The sequence below is a fragment of the Streptomyces sp. NPDC058295 genome, from assembly GCF_042880655.1.
Taxonomy (GTDB): domain Bacteria; phylum Actinomycetota; class Actinomycetes; order Streptomycetales; family Streptomycetaceae; genus Streptomyces; species Streptomyces coriariae.
Genome location: NZ_JBHVYO010000007.1, coordinates 154713 through 173811, shown reverse-complemented (window position 1 = coordinate 173811; position 19099 = coordinate 154713). Strand labels below are relative to the sequence as shown.

The 19099-nt window shown below is 73.2% G+C and carries 20 protein-coding genes; 9 read left to right on the top strand and 11 right to left on the bottom strand.

The window, feature by feature from the left end:
• Positions 1 to 226: 226 nt before the first annotated feature.
• Positions 227 to 1210, top strand: coding sequence for an ROK family protein (locus ACFVYS_RS10265; protein WP_389500620.1), 984 nt, complete (start codon positions 227 to 229; stop codon positions 1208 to 1210).
• Positions 1211 to 1394: 184 nt separating this feature from the next.
• Here the strand turns inward: ACFVYS_RS10265 and ACFVYS_RS10260 are convergent, their stop codons facing one another.
• Positions 1395 to 2366 carry an ADP-ribosylglycohydrolase family protein gene (locus ACFVYS_RS10260; protein WP_389500618.1) on the bottom strand — a complete coding sequence of 324 codons (972 nt, stop codon included), beginning with the start codon at positions 2364 to 2366 and terminating at the stop codon, positions 1395 to 1397.
• A 118-nt stretch (positions 2367 to 2484) separates the two neighbouring features.
• On the opposite strand from ACFVYS_RS10260, the gene ACFVYS_RS10255 reads away from it, so the two are divergent.
• Positions 2485 to 2679: a hypothetical protein gene (locus ACFVYS_RS10255; protein ID WP_389500616.1), complete on the top strand. Its 195-nt coding sequence runs from the start codon at positions 2485 to 2487 to the stop codon at positions 2677 to 2679.
• A gap of 150 nt (positions 2680 to 2829) precedes the next feature.
• Positions 2830 to 3873 (top strand): NUDIX domain-containing protein, encoded by a 1044-nt coding sequence (locus ACFVYS_RS10250; protein ID WP_389500614.1) that lies wholly within the window; start codon positions 2830 to 2832, stop codon positions 3871 to 3873.
• Positions 3874 to 3994: 121 nt separating this feature from the next.
• Here ACFVYS_RS10250 and ACFVYS_RS10245 read toward each other — a convergent pair whose 3' ends face one another.
• Together ACFVYS_RS10245 and ACFVYS_RS10240 are read right to left on the bottom strand one after the other, a co-directional pair.
• Entirely contained in the window at positions 3995 to 4270 is a 276-nt protein-coding gene (locus ACFVYS_RS10245; protein ID WP_389500612.1) for an MBL fold metallo-hydrolase, read from the bottom strand.
• Positions 4271 to 4397: 127 nt separating this feature from the next.
• Complete coding sequence (locus ACFVYS_RS10240) at positions 4398 to 5753, bottom strand: dipeptidase (protein ID WP_389500610.1); 1356 nt, start codon at positions 5751 to 5753, stop codon at positions 4398 to 4400.
• 193 nt (positions 5754 to 5946) lie between these two features.
• On the opposite strand from ACFVYS_RS10240, the gene ACFVYS_RS10235 reads away from it, so the two are divergent.
• A complete protein-coding gene (locus ACFVYS_RS10235) occupies positions 5947 to 7218 on the top strand; it encodes a geranylgeranyl reductase family protein (RefSeq protein WP_389500608.1) in 1272 nt (423 codons plus the stop codon).
• 15 nt (positions 7219 to 7233) lie between these two features.
• Here the strand turns inward: ACFVYS_RS10235 and ACFVYS_RS10230 are convergent, their stop codons facing one another.
• Complete coding sequence (locus ACFVYS_RS10230; protein WP_057605354.1) at positions 7234 to 7689, bottom strand: nitroreductase family deazaflavin-dependent oxidoreductase; 456 nt, start codon at positions 7687 to 7689, stop codon at positions 7234 to 7236.
• Between the two features lie 182 nt (positions 7690 to 7871).
• Between ACFVYS_RS10230 and ACFVYS_RS10225 the strand changes: the two genes are divergently transcribed.
• The 3 genes from ACFVYS_RS10225 (at position 7872) to ACFVYS_RS10215 (ending at position 10926) form a co-directional block, all read left to right on the top strand.
• The gene (locus ACFVYS_RS10225; RefSeq protein WP_389500606.1) at positions 7872 to 8561 is read left to right on the top strand and encodes a TetR/AcrR family transcriptional regulator; all 690 of its coding nucleotides are present in this window, start codon (positions 7872 to 7874) and stop codon (positions 8559 to 8561) included.
• 335 nt (positions 8562 to 8896) lie between these two features.
• On the top strand, positions 8897 to 10156 hold the full coding sequence (locus ACFVYS_RS10220; RefSeq protein WP_389500604.1) for a histidine kinase: 1260 nt from the start codon (positions 8897 to 8899) through the stop codon (positions 10154 to 10156).
• Positions 10157 to 10260: 104 nt separating this feature from the next.
• Complete coding sequence (locus tag ACFVYS_RS10215; RefSeq protein ID WP_389500603.1) at positions 10261 to 10926, top strand: response regulator; 666 nt, start codon at positions 10261 to 10263, stop codon at positions 10924 to 10926.
• On the opposite strand, the gene ACFVYS_RS10210 is transcribed toward ACFVYS_RS10215, so the two are convergent.
• The gene (locus ACFVYS_RS10210) at positions 10887 to 11171 is read right to left on the bottom strand and encodes a DUF6332 family protein (protein WP_389500601.1); all 285 of its coding nucleotides are present in this window, start codon (positions 11169 to 11171) and stop codon (positions 10887 to 10889) included. The genes ACFVYS_RS10215 and ACFVYS_RS10210 overlap by 40 nt on opposite strands.
• A 102-nt stretch (positions 11172 to 11273) precedes the next feature.
• Complete coding sequence (locus tag ACFVYS_RS10205; protein ID WP_389500600.1) at positions 11274 to 12764, bottom strand: MFS transporter; 1491 nt, start codon at positions 12762 to 12764, stop codon at positions 11274 to 11276.
• 86 nt (positions 12765 to 12850) lie between these two features.
• Here ACFVYS_RS10205 and ACFVYS_RS10200 point away from each other — a divergent pair, with 86 nt between their 5' ends.
• Positions 12851 to 13255, top strand: a complete 405-nt coding sequence (locus tag ACFVYS_RS10200) for a MarR family winged helix-turn-helix transcriptional regulator (protein ID WP_389500599.1) — start codon at positions 12851 to 12853, stop codon at positions 13253 to 13255.
• A 67-nt stretch (positions 13256 to 13322) separates the two neighbouring features.
• Here ACFVYS_RS10200 and ACFVYS_RS10195 read toward each other — a convergent pair whose 3' ends face one another.
• The 5 genes from ACFVYS_RS10195 to ACFVYS_RS10175 all read right to left on the bottom strand — a co-directional run bounded on the left by ACFVYS_RS10195 (position 13323) and on the right by ACFVYS_RS10175 (position 17904).
• Entirely contained in the window at positions 13323 to 14069 is a 747-nt protein-coding gene (locus ACFVYS_RS10195; RefSeq protein WP_389500597.1) for a maleylpyruvate isomerase family mycothiol-dependent enzyme, read from the bottom strand.
• A 49-nt stretch (positions 14070 to 14118) separates the two neighbouring features.
• Positions 14119 to 15408: an MFS transporter gene (locus ACFVYS_RS10190; protein ID WP_389500595.1), complete on the bottom strand. Its 1290-nt coding sequence runs from the start codon at positions 15406 to 15408 to the stop codon at positions 14119 to 14121.
• 221 nt (positions 15409 to 15629) lie between these two features.
• Positions 15630 to 15833, bottom strand: a complete 204-nt coding sequence (locus ACFVYS_RS10185; protein ID WP_389500594.1) for a hypothetical protein — start codon at positions 15831 to 15833, stop codon at positions 15630 to 15632.
• Between the two features lie 50 nt (positions 15834 to 15883).
• Positions 15884 to 16531, bottom strand: a complete 648-nt coding sequence (locus ACFVYS_RS10180) for a response regulator (protein WP_389500592.1) — start codon at positions 16529 to 16531, stop codon at positions 15884 to 15886.
• Complete coding sequence (locus ACFVYS_RS10175; RefSeq protein WP_389500590.1) at positions 16528 to 17904, bottom strand: sensor histidine kinase; 1377 nt, start codon at positions 17902 to 17904, stop codon at positions 16528 to 16530. The genes ACFVYS_RS10180 and ACFVYS_RS10175 overlap by 4 nt, the downstream gene beginning before the upstream one ends.
• Before the next feature lie 339 nt (positions 17905 to 18243).
• Between ACFVYS_RS10175 and ACFVYS_RS10170 the strand changes: the two genes are divergently transcribed.
• Positions 18244 to 19020 (top strand): class I SAM-dependent methyltransferase, encoded by a 777-nt coding sequence (locus ACFVYS_RS10170; protein ID WP_389500588.1) that lies wholly within the window; start codon positions 18244 to 18246, stop codon positions 19018 to 19020.
• Positions 19021 to 19099 lie beyond the last annotated feature (79 nt).

The following is a 19099-nucleotide window of genomic DNA, read 5'->3' as shown; positions in this document are numbered from 1 at the left end:
TGTCCTGTCCTGTCGTCCACGGGAGGTCGGCCAAGCACGCCGTCCACAAGATGTTGCGCACGGGGGTGCGAGGGTCCCAGGGTGTGTATGAGGATGTGGCGTCGAGCATAGAGCCTGGACAACGTTGTCAGATGCGGGAGACACTGTCCACCGCACTTCCGGCCCGCGTCCCCCAATCGCTGGACCGGCCAGCCCATTCCATGGTGGACCGGGAGAAACCAGACTGATGTACACCGACCTCGTGGCCGCGCTCGACATCGGCGGCACCAAGATCGCCGGAGCGCTGGTGGACGGCGACGGCACGATCCTGGCCCGCGCGCAGCGCCCCACGCCCGCCCAGGAGAACGGCGACACCGTGATGCGGGCCGTCGAGGAGACGCTGGCGGAGCTGACCGCGGCTCCGCTGTGGGGGCGCGTCCGGGCCGTCGGCATCGGCAGCGCGGGTCCGGTGGACGCCTCGGCGGGCACGGTCAGCCCGGTGAACGTGCCCGGCTGGCGTGACTTCCCGCTGGTCGACCGGGTCCGGGCGGCCACCGGGAACCTCCCGGTCGAGCTCATCGGCGACGGCGTGGCGATCACGGCGGCCGAACACTGGCAGGGCGCCGCCCGCGGCCACGACAACGCCCTGTGCATGGTGGTGTCCACCGGCGTGGGCGGCGGCCTCGTCCTGGGCGGCCGCCTGCACCCCGGTCCCACCGGCAACGCCGGACACATCGGCCACATCAGCGTCGAACTCGACGGCGACCTGTGCCCGTGCGGTGCGCGCGGCTGCGTGGAGCGCATCGCGAGCGGCCCCAACATCGCCCGGCGGGCCCTGGAGAACGGCTGGCTGCCCGGCCCCGACGGCGACACCTCCGCGGCCGCGGTGGCCGCCGCCGCCCGCGCGGGCGACCCGGTCGCCGTGGCCTCCTTCGAACGGGCCGCCCAGGCCCTGGCCGCCGGAATCGCCGCCACCGCGACCCTCGTCGAGATCGACATCGCGGTGATCGGCGGGGGCGTGGGCAAGGCGGGCGAGGTGCTCTTCGCCCCCCTGCGCCGGGCGCTGCGCGACTACGCCACCCTCTCCTTCGTCCAGCGCCTCACCGTCACGCCCGCGCAGATGGGCACGGACGCGGGCCTGGTGGGAGCGGCCGCGGCGGCGCTGTCGGCGAGCACGGGGGCCGGGGCGGGGGCAGGAGCGGAAGCGGAAGCCACGGCGGCGGGGGTCTGACGCCGGACGGGCGGCCCCCTCGCAGGAACGTTTCCGGCGTCGCAGGGGTATGTGGGGCGGTGGTGGACCCTGGTGCTGGTGCTGGTGCTGGTGCTGGTGCTGGTGCTGGTGCACGCGCCGGGTGACCGGGGGCGGCGCGGGCACGGGCGGGAGCCCGACCGTCACTCGGCCGGCCGTGCGACGGTCACTCGACGACGCGTCGGCCCGCCGTCCCGCTTGCCGTCCCCATTGCCGTCCCGGCCGCCGTGGCGGCGTCCCAGCCGCTCCAGGCCGGGATGGCCTCGCGGGACCGCCGCCAGGGGGCGGGGATCCCGTCCGTGCCGGTCCGGGACGCGACCACGCCTCCCACGATGGCGCAGGTCGTGTCGCGGTCGCCCCACCCGCCGACGGTCCGCCACAGCGCCTCGGGCAGGTCGTCCAGGTGCCCCGCGGCGGACCAGAGGGCGAACGGCACCGTGTCCGGAGCCGAGATCAGCGTCCCCGAGCCCAGCACGGACGCCGCGTGTCGTACCGAGGCGCGCTCGGGGAGGCGCGCGGCCACCAGCAGCCCGGAACGGACGTCGCTGTCCGGCAGCTGTGAGGCGACCTCCCGCAGGAACGCGTCCCGCGCAGGGGCGTCCCGGCCCGCGCCGGCGGCCGCCAGCGCGGCGGCGACCGCCACGGCCACCGCGCCCGCGACCGCCTCGGGGTGGGCATGGGTGGCCAACGCCGACAGCCGGGCCTGCTCGCGGGCCGCGGCCAGGTCGTCCCGGAACCAGGCCCCCAGCGGGGCGACCCGCATCGCGGCGCCGTTGCCGTACGAACCCTGTCCGCCGAACTGTCCCGTCGTCACCGCCCGCCAGTCCTCGCCCTCACCGACGCGCCGCAACACGCTGTGCATGGACGGGCCGTACTTGCGGCCCGGGTCGCGGCGGTACTCGGCGGCGAACTGTCGTGCCAGGTCGCCCGGACGGACCTCCCCGTGCTCAAGCAGATGGGCGAACAGGACGAACGCCATCGCCGAGTCGTCCGTCCACGGCCAGGGCGCGGGACGCGGCTCCCGCGCCGCCCACAGCTCCTCGGCGGGCTCGTCGGAGCGGGTGAACCAGCTGTCGCCGAAGGCGTCACCCGTCACCAGACCGTCCAGGCCGGCATGGGCGTGCTGCGGGCCGATCATGGCGAAGCTCCTCCGAACCGTCGGTGACCACGGCATTCTCGCCGCAGACCGGCCGATCGTGCGCGGGGATTACCGGATGACGCGTGACCCGGGGCCCGTCGCCGCCGTTGATCCCCGCATGAAGAAGCGCAGCATGCTCGCCATCGCCTCCCTCGCCACCGGCTTCGTCGTCGCGGCGATCACCCCCTCGCACGGCCTGGGCGGTGCGGACCTCGAAGGGCTGAACGTGGGCGACACCCTCAGCGCCCTCGACCACACCATCGCCAGCGACAGCCTGGCCGTCGACGACGACGCCCTGGGGCAGAACGACTGACGGACCGGGCACCGACCACGAACGCCGCGGCGCCGGCACCCCACCGCGAGGGGGTCTGCGCCACGGCGTTCGTGCGCCCTCAACGGGAACGGGTTTCCGTGGCAGGGTGGAGCGGGCAAGCCACAGGGGGCCAACAGAAGAGGGGGAACTGTGACCGTCGTCTGGATCAACGGCGCGTTCGGTGCGGGGAAGACCACCACCGCACGGGAATTGATCGACCTGATCCCGAACAGCACGCTCTTCGACCCCGAGGTCATCGGCGGAGCTCTCCCGTACCTGCTGCCGCCCAAACGCCTCGCCGAGGTCGGCGACTTCCAGGACCTGCCGATCTGGCGGCGGCTCGTGATCGACACGGCGGCCGCGCTGCTCGCCGAGCTGGGCGGCACCCTCGTCGTCCCCATGACCCTGCTGCGCCAGGAGTACCGCGACGAGATCTTCGGCGGTCTCGCCGCCCGCCGGATCCCCGTCCGCCATGTGCTCCTCGCCCCGGGGGAAACGATCCTGCGCGAGCGAATAGCCGCCCGTGAGCTCCCCCCGGACCTCCCCGACGGCGAGATACGCATCCGCCAGTGGTCGTACGACCACATCGAGCCGTACCACGCCGCCCTCGCCTCCTGGCTCACCGCCGACGCCCATCCCGTCGACAACGGCGTCCTCACTCCGCAGGAGACGGCCGCCCGGATAGCCGAGGCCGTGGGCAGCGGCTCCGTGACCGCGTGCGACATCGTGCAGACCCCCGAGCCCACCGCCGAGACGGTGGCCGCCGGGGTCCTCCTCTTCGACGAGCGGGACCGGGTGCTGCTCGTGGACCCGACGTACAAGCCCGGCTGGGAGTTCCCCGGCGGGGTGGTGGAGCCCGGTGAGGCGCCCGCGCGCGCGGGCGTGCGCGAGGTCGAGGAGGAGACCGGCATCCGGCTGGACGACGTACCCCGGCTGCTGGTCGTCGACTGGGAACGGCCGACCCCGCCCGCCTACGGTGGGCTGCGCCTCCTCTTCGACGGCGGACGGCTCGACGCCGCCGCCGTGGCGGGGCTGCTGCTGCCCGGCCCCGAACTGCGGGCCTGGCGCTTCGTCACGGAGGAGGAGGCGGCCGACCTCCTGCCGCCGGTCCGCTACGAGCGACTGCGCTGGGCGCTGCGCGCCCGCGAGCGCGGGGCGGCACTGTACCTGGAGGCGGGCGCGCCTACCGAGTGAGCGCCGCTACGCCGTCACCGAACTCCAGGACATCTCCGTCGGTCACCTCAGTGATCCAGGTGGGTCTGGTGAACCCCCCCTGGGGCAGGCGCTGTTGTGCGGCGGCGGGCAGAGGTCGGTCTCAGGACACCCACACCGGTGGCGGTCCGGGGACCTCGCCGCGCAGGACGGCCGCCTCCGTCGGGTGCGCCACGATCTCCGACCTCGCGTGCGCCACGGTTTCCGACCCCGCGAGCGCCGCGAACCTGGCCGCGTCGCCCGCGTGATCCGCGTGGACGTGCGTGAGGACGATCCGCCCTAGGCCCCGGGCCGGTACCCGCGGGCCGTGACCGCCTCCGTGACGGTCCCGCCGGAGCGGGGCGGCCCCGTGTCGACCAGGGGCAACTCGTCGTCGCACCGGAGGCAGGCCTGGCCGACCGGGAAGCGCGGCAGGTGCAGGCGGGGGAGGAGCACGATGGCGACGGGGGGACCGTAGAGAGGGCCCCGCCCGGTGGGTGAGGCCCTCTGGCGGCGGCAGTCGCGGGTCAGCCGGCCGCGTAGTTGCGCAGGAACAGGGCCTCCGCCACCGAGAGACGCTCCAACTCCTCGGGGGACACGCTCTCGTTGAGCGCGTGGATCTGCGCCTCGGGCTCGCTCAGGCCGATGAGGAGGATCTCCGCCTGCGGGTAGAGCGCGGCCAGGGTGTTGCACAGCGGGATGGAACCACCCTGCCCCGCGTACTGCATGTCCTGGCCGGGGTAGGCGATCGCCATCGCGTCGGCCATCGCCGCGTACGCCGGGCTGGTGGTGTCCGCGCTGAACGCCTGGCCCTGGCCGATCTGTTCGGTGCTCACGCGGGCGCCCCACGGCGTGTGGGCCTCCAGATGGGCCTGGAGGAGCTTCGTCGCCTCGGCCGCGTCCACGCCCGGCGGCACCCGGAGGCTGATCAGCGCGCGGGCACCCGCCTGCACGGACGGGGTGGCCCCGACGACCGGCGGGCAGTCGATGCCCAGGACGGTGACCGCGGGGCGGGCCCAGATACGGTCGGCGACCGTGCCGGAGCCGATCAGGCCGACGCCGTCCAGCACCTTGGCGTCCTGGCGGAACTGCGCCTCGTCGTACTGGAGGCCCTCCCAGTGCGCGTCGTCGGTGAGGCCGTCGACGGTCGTGGAGCCGTCCTCGGCGCGCAGCGAGTCCAGGACGCGGATCAGCGCGCCCAGCGCGTCCGGCGCGGCTCCGCCGAACTGGCCGGAGTGCAGATTGCCCTCGAGGGTGTCGACCCGCACCCGCATCATCGTCATACCGCGCAGCGTGGAGGTGACGGTCGGCAGACCCACCCGGAAGTTGCCCGCGTCGCCGATGACGATGGTGTCGGCCGCCAGCAGCTCGGGGTGCTGCTCGGCATACCGCTCCAGACCGCCGGTGCCCTGCTCCTCGGAGCCCTCCACGATCACCTTCACCGTGACCGGGACGCCCCCGTTCGCCTTCAGGGCGCGCAGCGCGAGCAGATGCATGATGACGCCGCCCTTGCAGTCGGCGCTGCCGCGGCCGTACCAGCGGCCGTTCCGCTCCGTCAGCTCGAAGGGCGGGGTGGTCCAGCCGGCCTCGTCCAGCGGCGGCTGCACGTCGTAGTGGGCGTAGAGCAGGACCGTCCTGGCACCGGCGGGGCCCGGCAGGCAGCCGTACACCGACTGCGTGCCGTCCGGGGTGTCGAGCAGGGCCACGTCCTGGAAGCCCTCGGCGCGCAGCGCGTCCGCGATCCAGTTCGCGGCGGCCTCGCTCTCGCTCCTGGGGAACTGGTCGAAGTCCGCCACCGACTTGAAGGCCACCAGCTCGGTGAGCTCCGCCCGTGCCCTGGGCAGCAGCGAGGCGACGGTCTCGGCGACCGGATTCGACGACATGGGCACGCTCCTTGTGGGTGCGACGTTGTACTGGTGTGTACTGGTCCGTACGGGTGACCGTGCGAGCGTACGCGCCTGCCGGGATGTGGGGCGCGCGCGCCGCCGATCCTCCCACAGCGGACCGTGGCGATCTCCGCCGTAGGATGCGGGGGACAGGTGCGGCAAGCGGCTTGATCAGGAGCAGTAGACCATCGTGAGCAGCGAGAACTCTCCGGCGGACGACGAGAACTCTTCGGCGGACGACGCACGGCAGGTGTGGGACGTCGTCGTGGTGGGCGCGGGCCCCGCAGGGGCTTCGGCCGCCTACGCGGCGGCGGTCACGGGACGGCGGGTGCTGTTGCTGGAGAAGGCGGAGCTGCCCCGCTACAAGACATGCGGCGGCGGCATCATCGGACCTTCCCGCGACTCGCTGCCACCCGGCTTCGAACTGCCCTTCCGCGACCGGGTGCACGCGGTGACCTTCTCGAACAACGGGCGCTTCACCCGCACCCGCCGCTCCCGGCAGATGCTGTTCGGGCTGATCAACCGGCCCGAGTTCGACCATCAGCTCGTCGAGCACGCCCAGAAGGCGGGCGCCGAGCTGCGCACCGGAGTCACCGTGCAGCGGGTCGAGCAGCACGGCTCGGCGGTGCCGGACCGGCGCACGGTCGCGGTCGTCCTCCAGGGCGGCGAGACGCTGCTGGCGCGTGCCGTGGTCGGCGCGGACGGCAGCGCGAGCCGCATAGGGGCTCATGTCGGGGTGAAGCTCGACCAGGTGGATCTCGGCCTGGAGGCGGAGATCCCGGTGCCGGAGACGGTCGCCGAGGACTGGAAGGGCCGGGTCCTCATCGACTGGGGTCCGATGCCCGGCAGCTACGGCTGGGTGTTCCCCAAGGGGGACACGCTGACGGTGGGTGTCATCTCGGCACGCGGCGAGGGCGCGGCGACCAAGCGCTATCTGGAGGACTTCATCGGGCGGCTCGGCCTCGCCGGGTTCGAGCCGAGCATCTCCTCCGGCCACCTGACCCGGTGCCGGGCCGACGACTCCCCGCTGTCGCGCGGGCGGGTCCTCGTGTGCGGTGACGCGGCGGGGCTGCTGGAGCCGTGGACCCGCGAGGGCATCTCCTTCGCGCTGCGCTCGGGCCGGCTCGCGGGCGAATGGGCGGTCCGTGTCTCCGAGGCGCACGACGCGGTGGACGCCCGCCGCCAGGCGCTGAACTACGCCTTCGCGATCAAGGCCGGCCTCGGCGTGGAGATGAGCGTCGGCAAGCGACTGCTCGCCCTCTTCGAGCGGCGTCCCGGACTCTTCCATGCCGCCCTCACCGGTGTCCGCCCCGCCTGGCGGGCGTTCACCGACATCACCCGCGGCCGGACGACCCTGGGCGAGCTGATCCGCTCGCATCCGATGGCCCAGCGAGCGCTGGCCGCGGTGGACCGGCGGCAGGCGGCGACGGCCGAGCCGGTGGCCGAGGAGAGCGGCTCCTGACCCGAAGGGCGCGGATCACCGTCGGTTCGTGACGGTGATCCGGAACACCGGGTGGTCAGGGGCGATACGGCGCATCTCGGCGTCCGGGGAGTCGGGACCCACCCCGTTGAAGAAGACGCCGACCTCGGCCTTCCAGCGCTTGAGGTAGGCGCGCAACAACGGCGTCTTGTCGTCGTCGGCGACCTCGACCGCGGTGAACTCCTCCACGTTCTTGCCGAGGCGCAGCTCACCGCCGCCCACCGCCCGCATGTTGTGCGTCCACTGGACGTGGCCGCGCGGTGCGATCAGGTACTGCTGCCCGTCCACGGTCAGCAGGTTGACGGGGGTGGTCCGCCACTGGCCGCTCTTGCGGCCGCGGACCGCCAGCACCCGGGACCCCCACACGCTCAGACCCCGGCGGGTCAGCCAGGCCACGGCGCGGTTGAAGACGTTGACGGTGAACCAGCCGGGCTTCTGCACGTGGGTGGACATGGCTGCTGCCTCCTGAACGGAACGGACGGGACGGGACGGGACGGGACGGAAAGCGTGAGCACTGCTCTCGCTCGATGTGAGTCTGCCGTAGGTCACCGCTCCACAGCAAGAGCAGTGCTCTCTGTTTTGTGCACCGATCCCTCTTGGGTGCGGTGCTCTGTCTTCATGGGACACTGGCCCGTATGAGCAGCATCGTTCGAGGGGCCCGCGCCCGCGCCAGGATCGAAGTCACCGCCGCCATCAAGGAGGAGGCCCGCAGACAGCTCGCCTCCGACGGCGCGGCCAGACTCTCGCTGCGCGCCGTGGCCCGTGAGCTCGGCATGGTCTCCTCCGCGCTGTACCGCTACTTCCCGAGCCGCGACGACCTGCTCACCGCACTCATCATCGACGCCTACGACTCCCTCGGCGAGGCCGCGGAAGCAGCGCACGCGGCCGTCACCGACGCCGCACCCGTCGAGCGCTGGGTCGCGGTCGGCGAGGCCGTGCGCGGCTGGGCGCTGGCACATCTGCAGGAGTACGCGCTGATCTACGGCTCGCCGGTGCCCGGCTACAGCGCGCCCCAGACGACCGTCCCGGCCGCCGCCCGCGTCGGCCTGCTCCTCATCGGCATCGTGCGCGACGCACACCGGAGTCACGCGCTGGAGGTGCCGCTCCTGACGGACGAGCTGGTCCCCGAGGCGGTCCGGCTGGCGGCCGACCTCGCCCCCGACCTTCCGCCGGGGGCGGTCGCCGCGTTGGTGGCGGCGTGGGCCCAGCTGTACGGGCTGGTCGGGTTCGAGCTGTTCGGGCAGTTCAACCGGGTCGTGGAGGAACGCGAGCCGTTCTTCCGGTACGCGGTCACGCGCCTCGCCGAAGGGGTGGGACTCCGCTAGGACACGCTGTTGAGCGTGGGGGGGCGTCCGGGCGGGCCGGAAGCGCCGCAGGCCCGGTCTGCCCCGTCGGCCCGGTCGTCGCGGGCCACGGCCTGCTACTCGGCCGTGGCCGGGTGGCCGGGTAGCTCTGTCGCCTCATGGTCCCGGCGGCCCGGCGGCCCGGCGGCCACGCGCCCGGCGTAGCAGGCCGGTGATGCCCGACGGGGGCCGGCGAAGGCCGCCGCCCGCGTCGGCCCGCACCGTCTCCAGGGCCGACCCGTACTTCCAGGGGAGTACGGCTGATCACCTCGCCCGGCGGACGTCCGGCGCGCCCGGCGCCGTCTAGCGTGGCGGACATGGAAGAAGAGCGGACGCAGGGGCGCGGCGGCCCGGGACAGTGGTGGTCGCACGGGCCGCCGCGCCGGCTGCGCCGCTGGGGGGAGCGCCTGGACGGCGGGGCGGCGGACCCGGAGCCGCGGGGCGCGCGCTGGCCCTGGCGCTCCACCGGGCTGCTCACCGCCTTCGTCCTCGTCGGCTCGAACTTCGCGGCCCATGCGCAGGAGGGGGAGCGGGCACCGCTCGACGCCTTCGCGCGCGTGCTGCTGGTGCTCGCCGCCGGGCTGCTGCTGTGGCGGCAGCGACATCCGGTGGCCGTCGTGTTCGGCACGGCCTCCACCGCCGCGCTCTATCTGGGCGCCGGCTACCCGTACGGGCCCGTCTTCCTGACCGTGGCCGTGGCCTGTTTCTCCGCCGTGGTCGCGGGGCATCGGCGGGCCGCCTGGACGGCGCTGGGCCTGCTGTGGACCGTCCACCTGCTGGTCGCGCACTGGCTGTACCGGTGGCTGCCGCCCGCCGGTGACGACGAGGCCTCCTTCGGGCAGGAGATCGTCGTCGCGGGATGGGCCGTGGCCATCGTGGCGGTCGCGGAACTGGCGCGGACACGGCGCGAACAGTGGGCCCGTGAGCGGGCCGAGCGTGCCCAGGCCGCCCGGCGGCGCGCCGACGAGGAACGGCTGCGGATCGCCCGCGAACTGCACGACGTCCTCGCGCACAGCCTCTCGGTGATCAACGTGCAGTCGGGCGTGGGTCTCGCGCTCCTCGACTCCGACCCGGAACAGGCGCGCACGGCGCTCACCACCATCAAGTCCGCCAGCAAGGAAGCGCTGGGCGAGGTGCGCCAAGTGCTCGACAGCCTCCGTACGCCGGGGGACGCGCCGCGCGCGCCCGCCCCCGGCCTGGACCGGCTGCCCGAACTCGTGGAACAGGCGGCGCGCGCGGGCCTCACGGTCGAGGTCGCCGGCCGGCCGCCCCGGTTGTCGCCGCACACGGATCTCGCCGCCTTCCGCATCGTGCAGGAGGCTCTCACCAACGTCGTACGCCACTCGGGCTCGCGCCACGCGCGCGTGCGGCTCGAACAGGGTGGCGGGACGCTTCGGCTGCGAATCGACGACGACGGTCCGGCGACCGGTGCCGACGCGGGCGGCAGCGGCAACGGTCTCGCCGGGATGCGGGAGCGGGCCGCGGCCCTGGGTGGCACGATCGAGGCGGGACCGCGGCCCGACGGCGGTTTCCACGTGCTCGCCGTACTGCCCACAAGGGCCGGGGAGAACCGGTGAACGCGCCGGAACCGGCGAACGGGGCGGGGCCGGCGCATGAGCCAGGACCGGCCAACGGGGCGGGACCGGCCAACGGGGCGGGACCGGTGGACGAGGGAGGCACGGTGATCCGCGTACTGCTCGCCGACGACCAGTCGCTGGTCCGGGCGGGGTTCCGGGCGCTGCTGGACGCGCAGCCGGACATCGAGGTGGCGGCCGAGGCCGCCGACGGGGAGGAAGCGCTGCGCGCGGTGCGGGAACTACGGCCCGACGTCGTGCTGATGGACATCCGGATGCCCCTCCTCGACGGTCTGGCCGCCACTCGCCGGCTCACCGACGACGAGGCGCTCTCCCAGGTCAAGGTCATCATGCTGACCACCTTCGAACTCGACGAGTACGTCTTCGAGGCGATCCGCGCGGGCGCTTCCGGCTTCCTGGTCAAGGACACCGAACCGGAGGAACTCCTGCGTGCCGTACGGGCGGTGGTCGCCGGGGACGCACTGCTCTCGCCGGGAGTCACCCGCCGGCTGATCGCCGAGTTCGCCGCCCGCTCCAAGGAGCCCGCGGCGGCCGACGCGCTGAGCCGGCTCACCGAGCGGGAACGGGAGGTGATGGCGCTGGTCGGGATCGGCCTGTCCAACGAGGAGATCGCTCACAGGCTGGTGGTCAGCCCGCTCACAGCCAAGACCCATGTGAGTCGCACCATGGTGAAGCTGGGCGCCCGGGACCGGGCCCAACTGGTCGTTCTGGCCTACGAGTCGGGGTTGGTCCGGCCGGGCTGGCTGGGCTGACCGCCCGTACGGAGTCGGACGAGGACGGAGACCACCCGGACCACGAACACCACGGGAGCGAGGGCCAGGCCCGCCCGCAGCAGCGACTTCTCCGCCAGGTCCGGCAGTTCGAAGAGCAGCGCCGGACCGGCGACCGCCCCGAAGAGCACCGCCGCCGCGAACACCGCACTGCACAGCGCGTATCCGATCTCGACGGTGATCAAGTCCCGCTCGGCCTGCGTGCGCCGGCCCCCGTATCCGCTCATACGGCGAGTCTCACAGGTGTGCGCCCGGCGAGGCAATCGGCCCCGCCGGGCGCACTCCTGGAGGCGGCTTCCCCCCTCAGGACCCGTCTGTTGGGACAGGCCCTAGTCGCGGACCCCCACGGGCTCCGCGTCCGCCTCCCGCACGGTGGACCTGGCGATCACGACCGAGTTGCGGGTGCGCCGGGTGCGCAGTCCGGGGAGGGTGATGAGCAGGCCCACGGCGGCGATTGCCGTCACCACCGCCAGTCCGGGCCGGTAGCTGTCGAGGACGGCCTGCGGGGTGGGGTCGGCGGGGGCGCCCGCGGTCACCACCGCCGTCACCACCGCGAGGAAGATCGCACCGCCCACCTGCACGGAGGTGTTGAGCAGCCCCGAGACCATGCCCTGCTCGTGGTCCGCGACGCCGTTGGTGGCCTGGATGTTGAGCGAAGGGAAGACCAGCGCGCAGGCCGCGCCGATCAGCAGCATGGTGGGCAGGATCACCGCCGCGTACACCGGGTCGAGATCGACGCGCAGGAACAGCGCGTACCCGGTGACCATGAAGGCGAAGCCCGCGGCGATCAGCCGCGGAGTGCCGAACCGGTCGACGATGGAGCCCATCTTGGTCGAGGACACCGCGACCAGCGCGCCGGCCGGCAGGAAGGCGAGTGCCGTGTGCAGCGCCGACCAGCCGAGCAGCGTCTGCATGTAGAGGGTGGCCAGGAACTGGAAGCCGACGTACGAGCCGAAGAAGGCCATCGCGCCGAGCTGAGCACGGATCTGGCTGCCGGAACGCAGCACGCCGAGCCGGATCAGCGGGCCGGCCGAACGGCGCTCGACGAGGACGAAGGCGGTCAGCAGGACGGCGACGGCGAGGAACGACAGCAGCGTGCGTGCGGAGGTCCAGCCGGACTCCGGTGCCTGGACCACGGTGAAGACCAGCAGCAGCATCGACGCGGTGCCGAGCACGGCGCCGGGCACGTCGTAGCCGTTGTGCTCCTTCTCGCGTTCGCTGCGCGGCAGCAGCTTCAGACCGACCGCCAGCGCGATCAGGGCGATCGGAGCGGGCAGCAGCATGGTGAGGCGCCAACTCGCCTCGGTGAGCAGGCCGGAGAGGACCAGGCCCATCGAGAAGCCGGTGGCGGCACAGGTGGTGTAGATGGAGAGCGCCCGGTTGCGCAGCGGGCCCTCCGGGAACGTCGTGGTGATGATGGACAGGCCGGCCGGGGCCGTGAAGGCGGCGCTGAGGCCCTTGATGAACCGGCTCGCGATCAGCAGCGGACCCGAGTCGACCAGCCCACCGAGCAGCGAGGCCAGCGCGAAGACTCCGAGGGCGATCAGGAAGACCTGACGGCGGCCGAGCAGGTCGGCCGCGCGACCGCCGAGCAGGAGCAGGCCGCCGTATCCCAGGATGTAGCCGCTGACGATCCATTGCAGGGTCGAGGTGGAGAGGCCGAGGTCGGAGCCGATGGACGGCAGGGCGACGCCGACCATCGACACGTCCAGCGCGTCCAGGAACATCGCGGCACACAGCACCAGCAGGGTGCCCCACAGCCGCGAGGTCCAGCGGCCCTCGGCGAGAGGGGACGCGGGGGAGAGGAGCGGAGAGGTCATGCCGGAGAGACTACATGCGCATGCATCGAATGCAAACGCATTTAATTCCGGTGCAATAATTGGTGTTCTCTGCTACGGTGCGGCCCATGGCGGCTAAGAAGGGTGAGGCCGAGGTCGAGCAGGCGCTCGTGGAACGGTGGCGGGACATGCTGGCGCTGCATGCGCGGACCCAGTGCGAACTCGACCGGGCGCTGCACCAACACGGCCTGTGCGGAAGCGACTTCGAGGTGCTGGACGTCCTCGCGGAGTCGGCGGCGCCGGACGGCTCGTGCAGTTATCGCGTTCAGGAGATCGCCGAGCGGGTCCATCTCAGTCAGAGCGCGCTGTCCCGGCTCGTCGCCCGTCTGGAGAAGGACGGTCTGGTCGAGCGCGGCATGTGCGCGGAGGACCGCCGAGGCGTCCGGGTCGCGCTCACCGGGAAAGGGCGCGCGCTGCACGGCGACGTACGGCCGCTGCAGCGCGCGGTGTTGACCCGGATGCTCACGGACTGACCGCGGCGGACTGTCAGTTGACGGCGGCTTGCCGGTTGACGGCGGCCTGCCGGTCGGCGGCGGCCTGTCAGCCGATGGCGGAGTTCTCCCGCCACAGTGTCGCCAGTGCCGCGTCCCCGGTCACGGCCGGGAGCGACAGCCGGTTCCACAACGACAGGTAGAGCAGTGCCGCGGGACCGGACACCTCGCAGTCGGCGTCCCCCTCGCCGTCGCGCTCCGTCACGGGCGGCTCTGCCGACAGACGTACGGTCCACACGGCGTCGGCCGTGTCCGTCGCCCGCACCCGCAGGATCCGGGGCCCGTCGGTCCGCACCCGGCTCTTGGCGCGCGCGTGGAAGCCGCGCAGCAGCTCGTCGATGCCGTCCGCCGCGAAATCGGCGGCGAAGTCCCGGGCGATCTCCTCGGGTGCCCGGCCACGGGCCGATTCCGCGTCCACGCGGTGCACGGCCGTCTCGTGCGCCTGCCGCCTGGCCCAGAACGCGAGCGGTGACGGCGCGGGCAGGAAGTGCCAGCACCGCAGGTCGGGCGGGGCGCAGGACAGGGTGCCGACGAGCCGCAGGTGCCCCTCCCGGAACCAGTCGAGCAGCGCGTCGCCGTCGAGCTCCGGCGGTTCGTCGATGGGGCGGGGCGCGGGGGCACCCTCGGCCACGAACGACGTCGCCCAGCGGTGCACCGCGCCCGTGTGCCGCAGCAGGTCCCTCACCTGCCAGTCCGGGCAGGTCGGCACCTTCGCGTCGGGACCCGCTTGCGCCGCCGCGGCGGCGAGCGACCGGCCTTCCCGGTCCAGGGCGTGGATGAACTCGGCAGTCTCCATGGGGGGAGTGTGCCGGATGGAGTGCGGTCGAGGGGAGGGGCGGCGGTCGTCAGCCGGCGGTCGCGCGACGGGTGGCGAAGCCGATCGCCGCGGCCACCCCGGCCAGCACGGCCACGCTGGTGAGGGCGGCGGACAGGGAGAACCAGTCGGCCATGAAGCCGATGGCGGGCGGGCCCAGAAGCATGCCGCCGTAACCGAGCGTCGAGGCGGTGGCGACGCCGCTCGGGCCGGCCAGGGCGCCCGCGCGTTCCACGGCCACCGGGAAGAGGTTGGCCAGTCCGAGTCCCGCGATCGAGTAGCCGAGGAGCGCCGCCCACAGGGCCGGGGCGAGCGCGCCGAGCAGCATCCCCGCCGCCGCGACCCCGCCGCCGATCACCACCGTACGGGTGCGGCCCAGCCGTTCGAGGAGGGTGGTGCCGGTGAGCCGGCCGACCGTCATGGCGAGCGCGAAACATGAGTACCCGGCCGCGGCGACCCCGGCGGAGGACCCCAGGTCCTGCCGCAGATGCAGGGCACCCCAGTCGGCCAGGGCTCCTTCGCCGTAGGCGGTGCACAGGGCGATCAGGCCGAAGACGACGACGAGACGACGGGTGCGGGGCGTCAGCCGGTGCGGAGCCGCCTTCCCGGGTGCCGGATCCTCGGGCCCCGCGCCGGCGGACCGGGGCCCGGCAGTGGAGTGCTCGGGCTCCGCGGGGGAGTGCTCGGGCCCGGCGGTCGTGTGCTCCGGCGACCGCGGCGGCTCCAGCCGGAGCAGCGTGGGTGCCGTGAGCGCGGTGACGAGCAGGCCGATGATCCCGAGGCCCAGCAGATGGTGGGTGGGGGACAGGGATCCCGCGACCAGCCCGCCGAGACCGGCGCCGATCATGCCGCCCAGGCTGAAGGCCGCGTGGAAGGTCGGCATGACGGGCCTGCGCAGCGCCGCGACCAGATCGACGGCGGCGCTGTTGAAGGCGACGTTGATGCTGCCGTACGCCGCGCCGAACAGCAGCAGGACGGCGCCGAGCGCGGTGGCGGAGTGGGTGAGCGGGGGCAACGTCACGCTGAGGGAGAGCAGGACCGCGCAGACCACGGTGACCGGGTGACTGCCGTAGCGGCTGCACAGGCGCCCGGTGAACATCATCGTGATCACCGCACCCGCGGAGACGCCGAGAAGTGCGAGACCGAGGGTGCTGGGGGAGGCGCCGGTCTGTTCCTTGATGGCCGGAATACGGACGACCCATCCGGCGAAGACGAAGCCGTCGAGGGCGAAGAACGTGGTCAGGGCGATACGGAGCCGGGTGAGGTCACTGCCGTGGGCCGGCACCGCGTCGCGTGTTCGGGTTTTGTTTATTTGCGGCACAAAATCAGGCTAGGTGGTGGTCCGGAACTGAACAAGGCCGTCGGGGGGTCTTGGTCGCGCTCCTCCGCCCGGACCGTGGAGACCGGACCGGACCCGGCCTGGCCCGGCCCGCCTCGTCCCGTCCCGTCCTCCCGCGCGTGTCCGGCGGGCGTCGGTCCTTGTCACCGGCCCGGAAGGCGCGTGGTGATCTCCTGGAGCAGCGGGGTGTGGGGATCCGGGCGTCAGGCGCCGGCGAGGCGGTGCGCTTCGAGGACGGCTTTCGAGGACGGCTTCGGCGAATGCCCCGGGGGCCCCTGCGGCACGTTGTGGCCGATCCCCCTCAGGGTGTGGTGCGCGTAGGCGCCGGTGAACTTGTCGCGGTAGGCCGTGCCGTCGCGCGCGGGGGTGAAGGGGTCCTTCTCGCCGTCGAGGGTGACGGTCCGCACGGCGATGGCAGGCCCTGAGGCACGAGCCGCCTCTCGAGCCCGTCGTACCGTCACGGCAGCAGTCGCCTCTCCTTGGCGACCGCCACCGCGCCCGACCGCGTCTCCACCCCCAACTTGCCGTAGATCCGCCCGAGATGGGTTTTGACCGTCGCCTCGCTGATGAACAGCGCCCGGGCGATCTCCCGGTTGCCCAGGCCGCGGGCCAGCTGAGCGAGGATCTCGTGCTCACGGGCGGACAGGGTGGGGCGCGGACTGCGCAGCCTGGTCAGCAGCCGGTCGGCGACGGGCGCCGACAGCGCGGTGCGGCCGGCCGCCGCGGTGCGGATCGCCGCGAAGAGTTCGTCCGGCCGCTCGGCCTTGAGCAGGTAGCCGGTGGCGCCCGCCTCGATGGCGCGGGTGATGTCGGCGTCGGTGTCGAACATCGTGAGCACCAGGACCCGGGGACCCGCCTCCGGTCCACCGGTCAGGTGCCGGATGGCCGTCACTCCGTCCATGCCGCCGTCGAGCTGAAGATCCATCAGCACCACGTCGGGGCGCAGCCGGGCGGCCAGGGCGAGTGCCTCCTCGCCGGTGCCCGCCTCGCCGACCACGTCGATGCCGTCGGCGCTGGACAGCAGGGCGCGCAGTCCGGCCCGGACGACGGCATGGTCGTCGCACAGCAGCAGCCGGACGGGCGGCGGGGGCACGGACGCGCTCAAGGGACGGGCTCCTTGTGAAGATCGGGGGCGAACGAGGCCAGGGGCACGGCGACGGTGACGACGGTGCCCTCGCCCGGGGTGGACTCGACGCTGAGCGTGCCGCCCGCCTGCCGGGCCCGGATCCGCATGGCCGGCAATCCGTGCCCGCGCGTGCGGTCCTGTTCCGGCACCGGAGCTTCCGGCACCGGAGCTGTGCCCGGATCGGTGTGCGGTTCGGTGCCCGGAGAGGCGTCGAGAGGGGTGCCAGGAGCGGAGTTCGGGGCGGTGTCCGGGGTGAGCGCACCGGCGGCGGCGCCGCGCGGGCCGGCCGGTTCGCCGGGCCCCGGCCCCCGTCCCCGCCCGAATCCGCGCCCGTTGTCCGCGACGTCCAGGGAGACCAGATCGTCCAGGCAGGTCAGGGTCAGGACACCGCGGGTCGCCGCGGCGTGTTCGCGTACGTTGGCCAATGCCCCCTGGGCGATGCGCAGGAGCGCCGCCTCGACCCGTTCGGGCAGCGGGCCCGGGTCGCCGTCGAGCCGGAACTCCAGGGCCAGACCCGGTCCGCTCTCCCGAGCGGCGAGCAGGGCGAGAGCCTCGGGGAGTGTGTGTGCGGCGAGGTCGGCCGGCGCCAGGTCGTGCACGAACCGGCGGGCCTCGGCGAGGCCCCGGGAGGAGATCTCGGCGGCCTCGCGCAGGTGCTCCCGGGCCGCGTCGGGATCCGACTCCCAGACGCGCTCGGCCGCGTGCAGCATCATGCGCTGACTGGACAGGCCCTGCGCGAGGGTGTCGTGGATCTCCGTGGACAGCCGCTGCCGCTCCGCGAGGACACCCGCCTGCCGCTCGGAGGCCGCGAGGTCGCGGCGGGTTCGGACCAGATCGTCGATCAGCACACGCTGCCGGGCTCCCTGGCGCTGCAGATGGACCATCACGGCGGTGGCCACCGCGGCGACGGCCGGCGGGGCCAGGACCATGTTGGGATTGAGCGCGCCGTCGGCCACGCGCACCTCCGAGACCACGACCAGCGCGGTGAGTACGGCCGCGAGCGGCACCGCGATCCGTGTCGGCAACGCGTGCAGGCCGGCGAACAGCAGCGGCATGGCGCACCAGGTCGCGCTCGGCGCGAGCACCAGGAGAACCACCCAAACGGCCGAGACCGAGCCCAGCCACGCAAGGTGGCGCGAGGACGGCGCAGAACCGGGCCGGGGCGCCGGGGCCAGGGCCCGCCCGAGGACGTAGAGCAGGCAGAAGGCCGCGTACAGCGCCACCACCCAGCCGGTGTGCGCTCCGCCCCGGTCGCGGCTCAGGAAGCGGACGAACGAGGAGCCGAGCAGCACGAAAAACGCGAGGTGGACGACGGTGCCCAGCCAGCGCTCGTCCGGATCGGTGTGTCTCATCCTCCGTGTCTAACGCGAGAGCCTCCCGACCGCATCAACCGATCGGCTGACATCCGGATCGCCCGAACCGGCCGGTCGGCCGAGACGGTCGTACGAGGCGGACGCGCCTGGGCGGCGCGAGGCTGGAACCGGATCCCGCACCGTGCGGGAGACACCGGGCGGGAGACACCGTTCGGGAACCGCGCCGTCGGCCGGGAACCGCCCGTCGGCGGGAATCGCGCGAGGGCCCGTGACCGCGCGACAGCCCGCAGCGCGCGGCAGCCCGGAACAGCGTGATCGCCGGGAACCTCGCGAACGTCACGCATCTCGAGAACATCGCTCGGAAAGGCCGGGAATCACATGCCCGCCAAGAAGCTCACCGTCAACCGCGCGGCCCTGGGTCACCGCATCGGGTACGCCCTGCGCCACCCGGACCGGGTGCCCCGCCATGTGGCCCGTGCCGCCCGGGACCTGTGGCTGAGCCGCCGCCATCAGGACCACGTCTCCTACTACCGCGCGGTGATGCGCTCCGACACCCGCGCCGATCCGGACGCGGCGGTCGGCAGCCGCAGCCGTGAACGGTGGCTCGCCCTCGGGGCCATGCAGTTCGACTACCTGCTCGGACACGGTCTGCGTCCGGAGCACCGCATGCTGGAGATCGGCTGCGGCAACCTGCGGGGCGGCTGGCGGTTCATCCGGCACCTGGAACCGGGCAACTACCACGGCATCGACATCTCACCCGACATCCTCGTGGCCGCCCAGGACACGATCGTGGAGATGGGGCTGCAGCAGCGGCTGCCGACGCTGACGCCGGTGCGCGACCTGACGCTGCGGTTCCTGCCCGACGCCCACTTCGACGTCGTGCACGCGCACAGCGTCTTCTCGCACTCGCCGCTCCCGGTCATCGACGAGTGCCTGGCCAACGTGGGGCGGGTGCTCGCGCCGGGCGGCTGGTTCGACTTCACCTTCGACCGCACCGAGGGCGAGGAACACCAGGTGCTGCGCGAGGACTTCTACTACCGCACCGACACCCTCGTGGCCCTGGCCGAGAAGCACGGCCTGCGAGCCGGCTTCATGGACGACTGGGAGGAACTCCCGCACGGCCAGTCCAAGATCCGCGTCACTCATGGGGCCTGACATGACACGACATGACCTCAGCTGAACCGACCCGGCCTGAACCGACCCGGCCTGAACCGACCTGATCTGCCTCGACTCG